Below are 13,868 nucleotides of genomic sequence, written 5' to 3'. Positions count from 1 at the left end.
TGAACTTAATTTTATAAATTAAGTTCAGTTAATATCTTTTCTTTCCTCGTTTCAGAAATAAATCAATCTTCCTTCGGCAAGCACTGCAAATGCCCGTGCCGCACGCCGCGCTGGGCGATAACATCATCGGCAAAATGCTGTATATCGCCCATGTCACCTTTCAGCACGGCGATTTCCAGGCAGTCGTCGTGATTAATGTGCACATGCAGCGTGGCGACCGAAAGGTCGTGGTGGTGATGCTGTGTGGAGACAATACGGCTGGCTAAGTCGCGTTTTTCGTGTTCATACACATAGGAGAGCACCGCGAAACCTTGTGTGCCGTGCTGCTGGGTAGCCTCCTGTGCCAGAGCGCTACGCAGAATATCGCGGATAGCTTCGGAACGGTTGTTATAGCCGCGACGCTGGCTCAGGCTGTCCAGCGTCTCCAGTAAATCGTCATCAAGCGTGATGGTGACTCGTTGCATTTGCGTTAAACCTTTTCTGTGGCGCGACGGCGCACGGGGAATGCGGGTAATACCGCGTTTTGTAGCACACGTCCGGCGTCAGAGGAAAAGGTTAATTTCTCTCCCACCACCTGGGTTTCGACGATTTGCCCGTTGTCCATCACCATTACCCGCTGGCAAAAACGTTCTACCAGGCGTAAGTCGTGGGTGATGAACAGGCAGGCGGTGCCAAACTGCTGTTGCAGCTTTTTCAGCAGGCGAATCACTCCCGCCTGCAGTACCAGGTCAAGGTTAGAAACGGCTTCATCCAGAATCAGCAATTTCGGTTCGACTGCCAGCGCGCGCGCCAGGCAGACGCGCTGGAGTTGACCGCCGCTTAGCTGCGGTGGGCGCTTGTCGAGCATGCTGTCGTCGAGATCTACCGCATTCAGCATTTCGCTGGCGCGCGCCAGTTGCTCCGATTTTTTCAGCGATAACAGGTGACGCATCGGCTCACGCAGGATCTCGCGCACGGTTTTGCGTGGGTTAACGGCGCTGATGGAGTCCTGAAACACCATCTGAATATCACGGCGGAACGCTTTACGCTGGGCGCGATTGAGCTTCGCCAGCGGTTCACCGCGCCAGCTAATCGTGCCCTGCGACGGCGACTCTAAACCCACCAGCAGCCGTGCGAGAGTACTTTTCCCACAGCCGCTGCGCCCCAGCAAGGCGACAGTTTCACCGCTTTTCAGGGTCAGAGAAACGTTATTCAGTACCGCCTGATGCTGGTGCTTACCGCTAAATCCACCGTGCGCATAGTGATGTGAAAGGCCGGAAACGTTAAGTAAAGTCATGATGCCAGCTCCATACCGTAAAGCGCGAGATGAGCGGAAACCAGGCTGCGCGTCACCGGATGTTGCGGTGCGTTAAACAGCGTTTCGACATCGCCCTGTTCGACAATCTTACCGTGTGACATCACTGCTACATCGTCCGCCAGACGCGCCACTACGCCCATATCATGAGTGACCAGCAACATTCCCGGAGCCTGCTTTTGCATAATGCTTTCCAGCAGATCAAGGATGCGCGCCTGCGCCACCACATCAAGGTCGGTAGTCGGTTCATCAGCGATGATAAACGGTGATTCACACAGCACCGCCATCGCAATCATCATGCGCTGCAACATGCCGCCGCTCATCTCGAACGGGTACAGCTTCAGCACGCGCGCAGCGTTTTCCAGCCCCACTGCTTCTATGGCTGCGATAAGCGTGGCGTCATCGGCGGGTTTCCCTAACGCCTGGCAGGTTTCCCGCGCGTGGGTGTGCATGGTGTGCAGCGGATTAAAGGCGCTGCGTGGGTTTTGCATGATGGTAGCAATTTTGACACCGCGCAGGGTGCAGGGAGAAACCGGTTTGCCATCGGCTAAAATTTCCCCAGCCGTCTGGCGAACGCCTGCGGGTAGAATGCCCAGCGTCGCGGCGCAGGTTAATGATTTCCCGCTGCCGCTACCGCCAACTAACGCCAGCACGCGGCCGCGTTGCAGGGTTAACGATACACCGTGCACCAGCGGCTTTGCGGCCTGTAGCGCGATATCGCGCAGTTCAATCTGTTGCGGCATTAGTGTGCGTGCTCCGTCACCAGATGAGGATCCAGATGATCGCGCAGTGCGTCACCCACCAGGTTAAAGGCCATCACGCTGATAAACAGCGCCAGCCCCGGCCAGAACATTTGTAGCGGCTGAGTCCAGATATACTGGCGCGCGTCGTTAATCATCACGCCCCATTCGGCGGTCGGCGCGGTCACGCCGAGGCCGAGGAAGGACATTCCCGCCACGTGCAGCATCATATGGCCGATATCCAGCGTTGCCAGTACCAGCAGCGAAGGGATCACCGCGCCTGCCAGATGGTCGACAAACACCCGCACATGGCCCGCGCCAGAAAGCCGTGACGCCAGCACAAACTCGCGTTGGCGCAGTGAAATCACCAGGCTGCGCACCATACGTGCGTACCACGCCCAGTGCGACAGGGCGATGGCGATAATCACGTTGGTTAGCCCGGTGCCGAGTACGCCGACCATAAAGAACGACAGAATCGAGGTCGGGAAGGTCATAAACATATCCGCAACGCGCATGGTGGCCTGATCGACGCGCCCGCCAATCAGCCCGGCACTACCGCCAATAATCAACCCTAACGTCAGTACCAGCAGCAGGCAGGCCATTACTGAGCCGAGCGACACGCGAGTCGCCGCCATCAGCCGCGAGAAAATATCGCGGCCTAAATGATCAGTGCCCAACCAGTGCTGCGCATCTGGCGAAAGCAGGCGAGAAGGCAGATCAATCGCCTGTGGATCATACGGTAGCCACCACTGGCTGGTGAGCGCAATCAGCGCCAGCAGGGCGATAATGATCAGCGCCAGGCGTACCGACCAGCGGGAAGAGAGGAAAAAGTTCACGCGTGCGCTCCTTCATGACGACGAATACGCGGGTCCAGCGCAGCATTGATCAAATCAACAATCAAATTACAGACCACAAAAACCACCACCATCATCAGCGTAAAACACTGAATGACCGGATAGTCACGGTTAAAAATTGCCGACACGGCGTAACGGCCGACGCCCGGCCAGGCAAAGATATTTTCGATAATCATTGTCCCGCCGATCAGTTCGCCAATGTGCATCCCCACGGCGGTGATCATCGGCAGCGAGGCATTGCGCAGGATGTGACGGCGTTCGGTCTGTTTGTCGTTCAGACCGCGTAGCCGCGCCCAGGTCACGTGACGCTGACCGGCGACGTCCAGCATACTGGCGCGCAGCAGACGTGCGTTTATCGCCAGCGACATAAAGGCGATGGATACCGCAGGTAAAATGAGGTGCTGCCAGCCGCCGTAGCCCATCGCGGGCAGCCATTGCAGATACACCGAAAACCCCATCACCAGCAAAAATGCCAGCCAGAAGTTAGGCATCGACACGCCGAGAAACGCGATAAAACGCACGGCGAAATCGGGCAGGCGATCGCGATGGCGCGCCGCCCAGATACCGAGCGGCACGGAAGTGAGCAGAATTAACACCAGCGCCGCGCCTGCCAGTTCCAGCGTGGCGGGCAGGAAATTCAGCATATCGTCCAGCACCGGGCGTTGGCTGGCGAATGAGACACCAAAATCAAGATGTAGCGCCTTCCACAGCCAGGTGCCGTATTGCACGTACAGCGGCTGATCCAGACCGAGCATTGTGCGGGTAGAAGCCAGCATTTCCGGCGTCGGCGGCAGGTTGGACAGACGCAGATAATCGAGCGCTGGATCGCCGGTGCCGAGGCGTAGCATCAGAAAAATGATCACCGAGGCGGCAAGCACCATCGGGATCAGCAGCAGAAAGCGGCGCAATACATAACGCAACATTAAGGTTTCACCGGTTTAATCTGTTCGAACGGAATTTCAGTGGCAATCGGCGCGTAGGGGATGTTGCCCAGTTCCGGTTTTGCCACCACCATCATCGAGATATAGCTGATTGGCAGATAAACCGCCTCGTCGTGCAGACGGGTCAGAATGTCGCGATATAGTGCCTGACGTTGTGTTTCGTCATGGGTCGCCAGCACTTCGCCAATCTCTTTATCAATCAGCGGTTTGTCGGCTAATCCTTGCTGTGCCTGGAAGTCAGCGTGCGACGGTACGCGCATCGAACTCAGGAAAGCGTGTGGATCGTATGGCGCGCCCCAGGTGCGGTGGAAAATCATGCCAAATCGACCGTCACGCTGGCGGGCGTAGATACTGCTCTCTTCTTCTCCAATTAATGTGATATCAGCGCCAATCTGGTGCATATCGGCCTGAATGATTTCTGCCATTGATTTGCTTAACGCATCGGTGCCGATGAACGACAGTTCAATGCGCAGCGGCTGACCGTTTTTCTCGCGGATATCTTTGCCCGCAGGCAGCGTCCAGCCTGCTTTTTCCAGCAAATCTTTCGCTTTCTGTGGATCGTACTGGCGCGGCTTCAGGCCGAGATTAGCGTAAGGCACAGAAGGGGCAAACAGAGTGTCGGCAACCTGCTGGGTGCCATACAATGCGTTATCAATCAGCGATTTTTTGTTTACGGCGTAATTGAGCGCTTCCCGCACTGCCAGCTCGTTGGTAGGGGCTTTGGCGGTATTAAGCGCCAGCATCACAGTTTCGATCGGTTGTGACAGTTGAGTGTGGTAAGCCGGGTTCTGGCTAAAGCGGGCGAAGGTATCGAGTGGCAGCAGCCCTTCATTACCGTACAGCAGGTCGATATCACCGGTTTCGAAAGCTACCGCGCGAGTAGTCGGGTCGGGGATCACGTTGAAGGTGATCTTTTTAATTGCCGGTTTTTCACCCCAGTAGTTTTCGTTACGGACGAAGACATCGTATTGATTCAGTTTCGATTCCTGCAAAACCCACGGCCCGGTGCCAATCGGGGCTTTAATCCCGTTCATGGTTTCGTGGTTTTTAAATTGTGACGGAGCGATAAAGCGGAAAGGGCGCGGCAGAGCCAGTTCTTGCAGGAAAGGATAGTAGGCGCTTTTTAGGGTGATTTGTAGCTCGGTTTTGCTGAGTGCTTTGACACCAACAATCTGATTTGCCAGCTCCAGCCAGGCGTGACGTTGACGGTTATCGAGCACTGCGCGGAAGTTTTCTGCTGCGGCCTCTGCATCGAACGGTTCACCATTAGAGAATTTCACGTCATCACGCAGGGTGAAGGTCCAGGTTTTGCCATCTTCCGAATGGGTCCAGCTTTTTGCCAGCCACGGGGTCACCGAACCGTCTGCCTGATATTTCACCAATGGTTCATAAACCATGCTCTGGGCGAACATCTGGTTAGGCGTGTAAAGGTGCGGGTTTAGTGGCCCGACGTTCACCGGCCAGGCGGTGGTGATTTCATCTGGCGCGGCGGCATGGACGATAAAAGACGCACAAGCCAGCAGCGCAAACAGAGTGCGGCGGAGTGTGGAGAACATGGTAACCCCAATGGATTAAAATAGATGGCGGAAATAAGTATGACGATTTTAAGTATTCGTCATACTGATAACCTGTTCTGGATCAAGAGATAGGCAGTCGGACGGGCGGATCAGTTAAGTGAATCGATCCATTGCACACTGTCGGCGGTGAGCGTAAAGGGAGTAGGGGTGCAGATTGCCAGGCTTAAATTGTCGAGCTGGCAATGGCTGACTGACAGCGATGACTGGTAGGTGCTGTCTACGCTGACGATTTGCCAGGCGCTGCCGCCACGCTGTTTAACGATGGCTTCTTTGCGTGTCCAGATACGCCAGAACACTTCCAGTTGTTGGTCAGGATGCACAGCGTCCATTTCGGCATGTTCTCCGAGGCTGAACACCGCGTTCGCCAGCCAACGCCAGTTGGCGCGCGGGCGAATCACTTCGATATCACAGCCGACTTCACCTTCATCGCTCAACAGCAGGGCGATATCGTCACCGCTATGACTTAAGTTGAACCAGAGCGGCGTTTCCGGGGGGAAGGCGGGTTTCCCTTGTTCACCGTAGATGATGTCCGGTAGTGGAGAAAGCGTGTGCGAAAGCAATGCACGCCCCGCCAGCCAGCGTTCTCGCCGTGGGCCTTGCGGTGCTTGATCGCGCAAAGCCGGTGGCAGTGGAGCTGCGCTTAAGGTCGAAACTTTCCCCAGAACTATCCGATACATATCAGGGCCAACGTTTAATTATGATGGAAAGTGCGTATCGTATCACTTGTCGCCTCATCCCGGTAACCGACTTTTCGGTCTGCCTGGTCCCAGTAAAATCGCCAGTTTGCTGCCGCCTTCCGTGGTTTCCATCCAGATTTTACACACGCTGGTTAGTGGTACTGAAAGTAGCATGCCAATCGGGCCGAGCAGCCATCCCCAGACTAACAATGAAAGAAACACCACCATGGTGGACATTCCAAGGCGATGGCCCATCATCCGTGGTTCTAAAATATTGCCGATGATCATATGGACGATTAAAAACAGTGCGCCGACCAGGATGCATTCGTAAACGCCATTAAACAGCAGCACTTGAATCATCGGCGGCACGGCGGAGATCACCGCGCCGATATTGGGCACGTAGTTGAGCAAAAACGCCAGAACTGCCCACATCAGTGCAAACTGTACGTCCAGCAGCGCCAGCCCTAACCAGACGATCACGCCCGTCCATAAACTTAACAGCGTCTTCAAGGCCAGATAATGCGAAACGCCTTTAAGTGCGCGGTGTAATCCCGCGATGTGAATCTGTGGGTTATTCAGCGCAAAGCGCATTTTGTAAGGCACGTGGCGCACTTCAAACAGCATGAAAACCACGGTCATCACCAGCAAAAGCACGCTCGCCATTGCCCCGGAAAGTCCGGTCATTAGCGCAGTGGTGAATGTTACGAGTTTTTCTGAGTCCATCCGCTGAAGCATCCGTTCCGGCGACATATGCAGATTAAGAAATGGCAACATTTCTTGTAATTTAAAGAGTTTACGCGTCAGTTCCTTGTTAAATTTCGGCAACATGGAGATAAATTCGTTAAACGATGCCGCCAGCACGCCGACCAGCGCGGTAAGTGCGATCAGCATTACTACCACCACAATCGTAATGGCAACGGGACGCTGGACTCCGCGACGAATAAACCAGGTGACCAGCGGGTTGAGGACAATGGCGAAAAACAGCGCCAGCAACAGTTGCACTATGATATCTGCTGCTGCGTGAATACCCGCGAGGATCACCACCAGTGAGGCCAGCTTCAGCAGGATGTGCATACCCGTTTTATCGGGTTGAGGGGTTTCCATTGGGGCTTCCTTGTGACTTTTTGTATTAAGTGTAGCGGGAGTCACGCCAGCAATATTCTGATTCTTACTGCTGATTTCCACGTCAGCACGTGGTAAAAATGAAACACTGTTGTAAAAACGTGGTGATCCTCATGCCCGAACCCGTTGCCGAACCGGCATTTAACGGATTGCGCCTGAATTTGCGCATTGTCTCCATTGTCATGTTTAACTTCGCCAGCTACCTCACCATCGGGTTGCCGCTCGCTGTATTGCCGGGCTATGTCCATGATGTGATGGGTTTTAGCGCCTTCTGGGCGGGGCTGGTTATCAGCCTGCAATATTTCGCCACCTTGCTGAGTCGTCCTCATGCCGGCCGTTACGCCGATTTGCTGGGGCCAAAAAAGATAGTCATCTTTGGTCTGTGCGGCTGCTTTTTGAGTGGTCTGGGGTATCTGACGGCAGGATTAACCGCCAGTCTGCCCGTCATCAGCCTGTTATTACTGTGTCTGGGGCGTGTAATTCTCGGCATTGGACAAAGTTTTGCCGGAACCGGCTCGACACTGTGGGGCGTTGGCGTGGTTGGTTCGCTGCATATCGGGCGAGTCATTTCCTGGAACGGCATTGTCACTTACGGGGCGATGGCTATGGGCGCGCCGTTGGGCGTGCTGTTTTATCATTGGGGCGGTTTGCAGGCGCTGGCGTTAATCATTATGGGCGTGGCACTGGTGGCAATTCTGTTGGCGATCCCGCGTCCTTCAGTGAAAGCCAACAAAGGCAAGCCGCTGCCGTTTCGCGCGGTGCTTGGGCGCGTCTGGCTATACGGCATGGCACTGGCGTTAGCTTCCGCCGGATTTGGTGTCATCGCCACTTTTATCACACTGTTTTATGACGCTAAAGGTTGGGACGGCGCAGCTTTCGCGCTGACGCTGTTTAGCTGTGCATTTGTCGGTACGCGGCTGTTATTCCCTAACGGTATTAATCGTATTGGCGGCTTAAACGTGGCGATGATCTGCTTTAGCGTTGAGATTATCGGCCTGCTATTGGTTGGCGTGGCGACCATGCCGTGGATGGCGAAAATCGGCGTCCTACTGGCGGGGGCGGGATTTTCGCTGGTGTTCCCGGCGTTGGGCGTGGTGGCGGTAAAAGCGGTGCCTCAGCAGAATCAGGGGGCGGCGCTGGCAACCTATACTGTGTTTATGGATTTATCGCTGGGCGTGACCGGGCCGCTGGCTGGGCTGGTGATGAGTTGGGCAGGTGTGCCAGTGATTTATCTGGCGGCGGCGGGATTGGTAGCAATCGCGTTATTGCTGACGTGGCGATTAAAAAAACGGCCTCCGGAGCAAGTACCGGAGGCCGTTTCATCATCTTAAAATTACTGAATCACCAGTGTATTAATGATGTTTTCTGCGGTGGTCTGCGCTTTTTGCTGATCGTCAGCAGGCAGCGTGATTTGCATCGTCAGCATTTGATTTCCCACGTTACCCAGAATGACGGAAGAGTACGCCGTCTGGCCTTTAGCGGAGATGATGCTGTCTAACTGCTGCATTTTGTGACCTTTCAGCTCAATGGCTTTGTTAGTCACCACTTGCAGTTGTGGATCGCGGCTACGTTGCTGATCTTCCAGACGCTTCGCCAGCACAGCCAGGTCTTCTTTCGGATCATCGCCCATAATAATAATCACTGCTTTCTGCCCAGTGGCGTCGGACCAGACGTGCATGTTATTGGCCTGTGTTCCCAGCTTACCGCTCTGGTCGGTCATATCTGCTGGCAGCGAGAAGCTTAACTTGCCATCAAGCAGGTTGACGGTATTCGCGGTAGCGTTACTTTCCGCGACTGTGCTTTCCGCTGTAGCGTTAGTGTCTTTATCATCACAGGCCGCAAGCCCCATAACCAGCAGGCCAATTCCGACATATTTAACCAGATTGCGCATTGACATCTTCCTTTTGATAAACGGCCATAACGGCTCATTCATCCATCTTATCACAAGTCTGATAACGAACCTTTAACTGGCCTGCAAAGCGTTGATTTCGGATTTATCTGCCAGTCTTTTCAATAGCATATTGAGTAATACGCCATACATTGGCAGGAAGAAAACGATGCTAATTAACACTTTGAAACAGTAATCAACCAGCGCGATTTCCATCCAGTGTTCGGCCATAAAGGCATCCGGACTGCGCCAGAAAGCAATAAAGAAGAAGGCCAATGTGTCGCTGACGTTACCGAAAAGTGTGGAAGCCGTCGGTGCCAGCCACCAACGACGACTCTGACGCAGACGGTTAAAGACGTGTACGTCGAGGATCTGTCCCAGCGCGTAGGCCATAAAGCTGGCGGTAGCGATACGGGCGACAAACAGGTTGAAGTGGGCGAGAGCGCCGAATCCCTGCCATGAACCCATATAAAACAGCGACGAGATGACGTAGGAGATCAGCAACGCGGGGATCATCACCGCAAAGATGATACGACGAGCCAGCGGCGCGCCAAAAATACGCACGGTCAGGTCGGTAGCAAGAAAAATAAACGGAAAGCTAAACGCGCCCCAGGTGGTATGAAAACCGAAAATAGAGACCGGAAGCTGTACCAGATAGTTACTGGAGGTGATCACCAGTAGATGAAATAACGATAACCAGAACAACGCTTTATAGCGTTGAGTTTGCGAGAAAGCGTTCATATTGTACCTTTTTGATTAACCATTGGGGTGAGGGAACCCAATACGTACGGCACGTTATTTTATAGTGAGATAATAACGTGCTTACCCTTTTTTCGAGCCGCCGCATGATACTGCTTTGTGTTAACAATGCAATGGTTAATTTTCACGCAATCGTTAACCTGGTTTGCTTACGGACTCGCAGGGCGTAAACTAGCGCCGTTTTTTTATGTGACGAGAAGAAAATGACCGATCTCTTTTCCAGCCCTGACCACACACTTGACGCACTAGGCCTGCGCTGCCCGGAACCGGTGATGATGGTGCGTAAAACCGTGCGTAATATGCAGCCTGGCGAAACGTTGCTGATTATTGCCGATGATCCGGCCACGACCCGCGATATTCCTGGGTTTTGTACCTTTATGGAACACGAACTGGTGGTCAAAGAGACGGACGGACTGCCTTATCGTTATTTGATTCGCAAAGGTGGCTGATGGGGGCAGATTGGCTTCGATGCCGCCTTTTCCTCTCACCTTAACCCTCACCCCAGAGGGGCGAGGGGGCCGATCGCGCTCAATTTTGCGGCTTGCAACCGGCTTGTAGAACGAATAAAGCGTTTAAGCTGCATCTGGCGATATGGTGCACAATGCCTGATGCGACGCTGTCGCGTCTTATCATGCCTACGAGTTCGATGCTCTGTGTAGGCCGGGTAAGGCGTTTACGCCGCATCCGGCAAGCAAGTGTAATGGAATGCACAAATGGATTATTTAATTCCAGTTTGTCTGGGATTGCTCGCGATATTCGCCCCCAATTAGCTGCCCCTGTTTTTATCGTCGTGGGGGGATGGCTGGGGGTACTTGCATGGGGTTGGCTCTGGCTAATGATATTTTTACCTTTACTCAACGGCGTCGGGCTTGCTTATGCCCTGTGGTTGATGTTCAAAAGGCCATCATTAGCATCTCGCCTGGTTGCTGCATTCAGTGTTATCTCCGTCATTCTGATGTTAGCGCTATATTACGCTTTCCTGACTATGCCGCCGTTCCCGCCCCAGCGTTAAGCCTGATAGCCAGAGGCTATCAGGCAACACCTTTACTTCCTGCGTAACAACCGCAACGCATTCGCCGTTACCAGCACCGTCGCCCCCGTGTCTGCCAGCACCGCAAGCCACAGGCCGGTCATACCCAAGAGTGTAGTGACGAGGAAGATCCCTTTCAGCCCTAGCGCAATAGTGATGTTCTGGCGGATATTGGCGTGAGTCGCGCGTGCCAGTTCAATCATCTGCACCAGACCACGCAGGTGGTTATGCGTTAACGCTGCATCGGCGGTTTCCAGCGCCACGTCTGTGCCGCTACCCATTGCAATCCCAATGGCTGCGGCTTTCATGGCTGGTGCGTCGTTAATACCGTCGCCCACCATCGCCAGTGGCGCATGTTGATTCAACTCGGTCACGGCTTTGACTTTATCTTCCGGCAGTAATCCAGCTTTAAACTCCAGCCCCAGTTCACCGGCAATGGCTGCCGCTGCACGCGGATTATCGCCGGTGAGGATCACCCCTTTAACGCCCAGCGCGTTTAGTTCACTGATGGCAGTTGCGGCGTCGGCGCGTAGCGTATCCTGCAACGCAATCACACCAAGCACGTCATCGTTACGCACCACCAGCACTACCGTTTGTCCGGCGCTTTCCAGTTCGTTAATCAAACCGGCGAATGCTTCGGCAGGATGTTTCCCTGCGGCGCATATCAGCACCCGATCGCCGTTGACCAGCGCTTCAATGCCAGAGCCGACCAGCGCTCGCTGTGACTCTGCGCCAGGAATGCTGAGTGCGGCAACTTGCGCTTCACGAACTATGGCCTGCGCCAGTGGATGTGTTGCCCCTTGCTCCACCGCTGCCGCCAGCGCCAGGAGTTCAGATTCGCTAACACCGGTTGCCGGATGCATCGCGGTAACGCGCGGTTTACCGACGGTTAGCGTACCGGTTTTATCAAACGCCACCTGGGTAACACGACCTAACTGCTCTAGCGCCGCGCCGCCTTTAATTAACGCCCCACGACGCGCCGCTGCCGCCAGCCCGGAGGTAATCGCCGCAGGCGTGGAGATAACTAACGCACACGGGCAGCCAATCAGTAACAATGTCAGCCCTTTATAAATCCACTCCTGCCAGCTTGCAGCAAACAGCAGCGGTGGCACCAGCGTCACCAGCAGGGCGACGGCCATAATCGCAGGCGTGTAAATACGGCTGAAACGGTCGATAAATCGCTCAATCGGTGCGCGGCGCTCTTCGGCCTCTTCGATCAGTTTCAGAATGCGGTCAATGGCGCTGGCACCCGGTTCTGATAGCACTTCCAGTGTAACCAGTCGGTCGACGCTGGTGGCACCTGCAGGGACTTTATCGCCTGTTGTGCGTTCCACAGGGATGGATTCGCCGGTAAGGGCGCTTTCATCAAAACTGGCAAATGGTGAGAGTAGTTTACCGTCGGCAGGTAAACGCCCGCCCGCAGCAACTTCAATCACGTCGCCAGGGCGCAGGCTGTTAATCGCCACTTCTTCACGTTCGCCGTTACGCAGGCGCGTGGCGGTTTCTGGTTTCAACGCCATTAATGCGCTGACGCCCTGACGTGCGCGGCTGGCGGCCCAACCTTCCAGCCGTTCACCAATCAAAAACAGCAGCAATACCATCGCGGCTTCTGCCGTTGCGCCAATAAACAGCGCGCCGATGGCGGCTACGCTCATTAACGTTTCAATAGCAAAATAGCTGCCGGATTTAATTAAGCGCAACGCCTGGCGAGCAATCGGGTACAGCCCAACCAACGTGGTGGCGATAAACGCCAGTTGGCCGAACGGATGATTAAATTGCTCCAGTCCCCAACTGATCGCCATCATCACAATGAGCGTAATCAGCGGTAGATTCTCTTTCAGGCGTGATTCTTTTGGCTCTTCGGCGGCCTGTTCATCGCGCAGGGAATAGCCCGCTTTTTGCACCGCCGATTCAACTTGCGCACGGATGTCATTGTCGGCATCAACCACCAGTTTTTCGGTAGCGAATAACACCTGTACCTGATTCACGCCAGAAAGCTGGCGCACGGCATTTTCTACTTTGCGCGCACAGGCGGCACAGTCCATGCCGCTGACTTTCCAGCTATAGCGAGTGCCGGAGATTTTTTCAGAGAGTGTTGGCGTGCTGGAACATGCACCGTCGCAGCAACAGTCGTTGGCGTTCTGTGCCGTGGTTAGCGGTTTGAACGCGGCAAATTGAGGGGCTTTTTTGCCGTGATTGTCAGGAGTCGACATGGCATCCTCCGGTTAAGTTTTTTCTCATTAACCGAAGGATACACTCTGGAGTCGACTCCAGAGTCAAGTTTTATCAGAGATACAGTGAGCGGACGATGAGGAAGTGACCGGCAAAATAGCAAGCCGCTGCAATGGCGTTATCCGCACGGAAGCGGCGGCGATAGTGACTACCCAGCCAGACAAAGTTACTGATGAACAGCAGTGCAGCGCCCATAAAAGCAGAGAGTGCGGGAGCGGTCGGGCGGAAGAACCACAGCTCACCTGCCAGCCACACCATTACCAGCGTCATACCGACAAAAGTACAGACAGGCCAACGGAACTCTTCCAGACGCGTCCAGATAATGGCCAGTAATAGCGCGCCCAGTACCAGCAGTACCAGCGGCAACGGCCAGAAGAAGGAGAGCGTCATCTGGCTGGCGAAATAGATGGTGTACAGCAGGTGTGAGAGGAAAAACGCGCCGATGGCGTACATCAGACGCTGGCGTGGTAACAGGGTTAACGCATCACCCAGCAGTGACGCACACAGCCCCGCCAGCACCAGATAACTAATCGCGTCGAACATTGGTGCCTGCCAGGCCAGCAATAGCAGGAGAAGAAGGGTTAACGGTTTAAATAGCCAGCGTTGCCAGGTTGGCCCACGGTACGATGCATCCACAGATAGCCATGCGGAAAGACAGACAGCGATAAACGACCAAAGCATCTTAGTTCCTTGAATTCGTTATTTTTTCGTAAGCGGAATGCCTACAGTCTTGCTTCCAGTTTAGTGGCGAGGG

The 13,868-nt window shown here is 54.4% G+C and carries 14 protein-coding genes and 1 pseudogene; 3 read left to right on the top strand and 12 right to left on the bottom strand.

Annotated features, from left to right (window positions below; genetic code table 11):
- Positions 1-62: 62 nt before the first annotated feature.
- From nikR to BEA93_RS09605, 8 genes are all read right to left on the bottom strand, one after another.
- On the bottom strand, positions 63-464 hold the full coding sequence (gene nikR, locus BEA93_RS09640) for a nickel-responsive transcriptional regulator NikR (RefSeq protein ID WP_001190061.1): 402 nt from the start codon (positions 462-464) through the stop codon (positions 63-65).
- 5 nt (positions 465-469) lie between these two features.
- Positions 470-1,276: a nickel import ATP-binding protein NikE gene (gene nikE / locus BEA93_RS09635; protein WP_085449364.1), complete on the bottom strand. Its 807-nt coding sequence runs from the start codon at positions 1,274-1,276 to the stop codon at positions 470-472.
- The gene (gene nikD / locus BEA93_RS09630) at positions 1,273-2,037 is read right to left on the bottom strand and encodes a nickel import ATP-binding protein NikD (protein ID WP_001517281.1); all 765 of its coding nucleotides are present in this window, start codon (positions 2,035-2,037) and stop codon (positions 1,273-1,275) included. Before nikD ends, nikE begins: the two co-directional genes overlap by 4 nt.
- Positions 2,037-2,870, bottom strand: coding sequence for a nickel ABC transporter permease subunit NikC (gene nikC / locus BEA93_RS09625; protein ID WP_001008957.1), 834 nt, complete (start codon positions 2,868-2,870; stop codon positions 2,037-2,039). Before nikC ends, nikD begins: the two co-directional genes overlap by 1 nt.
- The gene (gene nikB, locus BEA93_RS09620; RefSeq protein WP_000947086.1) at positions 2,867-3,811 is read right to left on the bottom strand and encodes a nickel ABC transporter permease subunit NikB; all 945 of its coding nucleotides are present in this window, start codon (positions 3,809-3,811) and stop codon (positions 2,867-2,869) included. Before nikB ends, nikC begins: the two co-directional genes overlap by 4 nt.
- Positions 3,811-5,385, bottom strand: coding sequence for a nickel ABC transporter substrate-binding protein (nikA, locus tag BEA93_RS09615; protein ID WP_085449362.1), 1,575 nt, complete (start codon positions 5,383-5,385; stop codon positions 3,811-3,813). Before nikA ends, nikB begins: the two co-directional genes overlap by 1 nt.
- 110 nt (positions 5,386-5,495) lie before the next feature.
- Positions 5,496-6,083 carry a 4'-phosphopantetheinyl transferase AcpT gene (gene acpT / locus BEA93_RS09610; protein ID WP_000285763.1) on the bottom strand — a complete coding sequence of 196 codons (588 nt, stop codon included), beginning with the start codon at positions 6,081-6,083 and terminating at the stop codon, positions 5,496-5,498.
- Positions 6,084-6,137: 54 nt separating this feature from the next.
- Complete coding sequence (locus BEA93_RS09605; RefSeq protein ID WP_010381063.1) at positions 6,138-7,187, bottom strand: AI-2E family transporter; 1,050 nt, start codon at positions 7,185-7,187, stop codon at positions 6,138-6,140.
- Positions 7,188-7,285: 98 nt separating this feature from the next.
- On the opposite strand from BEA93_RS09605, the gene BEA93_RS09600 reads away from it, so the two are divergent.
- Positions 7,286-8,536, top strand: coding sequence for an MFS transporter (locus BEA93_RS09600; RefSeq protein WP_001517276.1), 1,251 nt, complete (start codon positions 7,286-7,288; stop codon positions 8,534-8,536).
- A 2-nt stretch (positions 8,537-8,538) separates the two neighbouring features.
- Here BEA93_RS09600 and dcrB read toward each other — a convergent pair whose 3' ends face one another.
- Both dcrB and BEA93_RS09590 read right to left on the bottom strand, forming a co-directional pair.
- Positions 8,539-9,096, bottom strand: coding sequence for a phage sensitivity protein DcrB (gene dcrB / locus BEA93_RS09595; RefSeq protein ID WP_001245289.1), 558 nt, complete (start codon positions 9,094-9,096; stop codon positions 8,539-8,541).
- Between the two features lie 72 nt (positions 9,097-9,168).
- On the bottom strand, positions 9,169-9,834 hold the full coding sequence (locus BEA93_RS09590) for a 7-cyano-7-deazaguanine/7-aminomethyl-7-deazaguanine transporter (protein ID WP_000991081.1): 666 nt from the start codon (positions 9,832-9,834) through the stop codon (positions 9,169-9,171).
- A 221-nt stretch (positions 9,835-10,055) separates the two neighbouring features.
- Between BEA93_RS09590 and tusA the strand changes: the two genes are divergently transcribed.
- Positions 10,056-10,301 (top strand): sulfurtransferase TusA, encoded by a 246-nt coding sequence (tusA, locus tag BEA93_RS09585; RefSeq protein WP_105224490.1) that lies wholly within the window; start codon positions 10,056-10,058, stop codon positions 10,299-10,301.
- Between the two features lie 264 nt (positions 10,302-10,565).
- Positions 10,566-10,864 (top strand): annotated as a pseudogene (locus BEA93_RS09580) (hypothetical protein).
- A gap of 32 nt (positions 10,865-10,896) precedes the next feature.
- On the opposite strand, the gene zntA reads toward BEA93_RS09580, so the two are convergent.
- Together zntA and BEA93_RS09570 are read right to left on the bottom strand one after the other, a co-directional pair.
- Positions 10,897-13,095 carry a Zn(II)/Cd(II)/Pb(II) translocating P-type ATPase ZntA gene (gene zntA, locus BEA93_RS09575; RefSeq protein WP_105224491.1) on the bottom strand — a complete coding sequence of 733 codons (2,199 nt, stop codon included), beginning with the start codon at positions 13,093-13,095 and terminating at the stop codon, positions 10,897-10,899.
- 73 nt (positions 13,096-13,168) lie between these two features.
- On the bottom strand, positions 13,169-13,795 hold the full coding sequence (locus tag BEA93_RS09570) for a lysoplasmalogenase (RefSeq protein ID WP_000964706.1): 627 nt from the start codon (positions 13,793-13,795) through the stop codon (positions 13,169-13,171).
- Between the last annotated feature and the right edge of the window lie 73 nt (positions 13,796-13,868).

Source organism: Escherichia sp. MOD1-EC5950, assembly GCF_002965345.1.
Classification (GTDB): Bacteria; Pseudomonadota; Gammaproteobacteria; order Enterobacterales; family Enterobacteriaceae; genus Escherichia; species Escherichia marmotae.
Note: the sequence above shows the minus strand (reverse complement) of the source record. Positions and strands in the feature narration are given on the sequence as shown.

Coding starts and splice junctions, on each gene's coding strand:
- nikR (WP_001190061.1), bottom strand. CDS start 464: ATGCAACGAGTCACCATCACGCTTGATGACGATTTACTGGAGACGCTG.
- nikE (WP_085449364.1), bottom strand. CDS start 1,276: ATGACTTTACTTAACGTTTCCGGCCTTTCACATCACTATGCGCACGGT.
- nikD (WP_001517281.1), bottom strand. CDS start 2,037: ATGCCGCAACAGATTGAACTGCGCGATATCGCGCTACAGGCCGCAAAG.
- nikB (WP_000947086.1), bottom strand. CDS start 3,811: ATGTTGCGTTATGTATTGCGCCGCTTTCTGCTGCTGATCCCGATGGTG.
- nikA (WP_085449362.1), bottom strand. CDS start 5,385: ATGTTCTCCACACTCCGCCGCACTCTGTTTGCGCTGCTGGCTTGTGCG.
- acpT (WP_000285763.1), bottom strand. CDS start 6,083: ATGTATCGGATAGTTCTGGGGAAAGTTTCGACCTTAAGCGCAGCTCCA.
- BEA93_RS09605 (WP_010381063.1), bottom strand. CDS start 7,187: ATGGAAACCCCTCAACCCGATAAAACGGGTATGCACATCCTGCTGAAG.
- BEA93_RS09600 (WP_001517276.1), top strand. CDS start 7,286: ATGAAACACTGTTGTAAAAACGTGGTGATCCTCATGCCCGAACCCGTT.
- dcrB (WP_001245289.1), bottom strand. CDS start 9,096: ATGCGCAATCTGGTTAAATATGTCGGAATTGGCCTGCTGGTTATGGGG.
- BEA93_RS09590 (WP_000991081.1), bottom strand. CDS start 9,834: ATGAACGCTTTCTCGCAAACTCAACGCTATAAAGCGTTGTTCTGGTTA.
- tusA (WP_105224490.1), top strand. CDS start 10,056: ATGACCGATCTCTTTTCCAGCCCTGACCACACACTTGACGCACTAGGC.
- zntA (WP_105224491.1), bottom strand. CDS start 13,095: ATGTCGACTCCTGACAATCACGGCAAAAAAGCCCCTCAATTTGCCGCG.
- BEA93_RS09570 (WP_000964706.1), bottom strand. CDS start 13,795: ATGCTTTGGTCGTTTATCGCTGTCTGTCTTTCCGCATGGCTATCTGTG.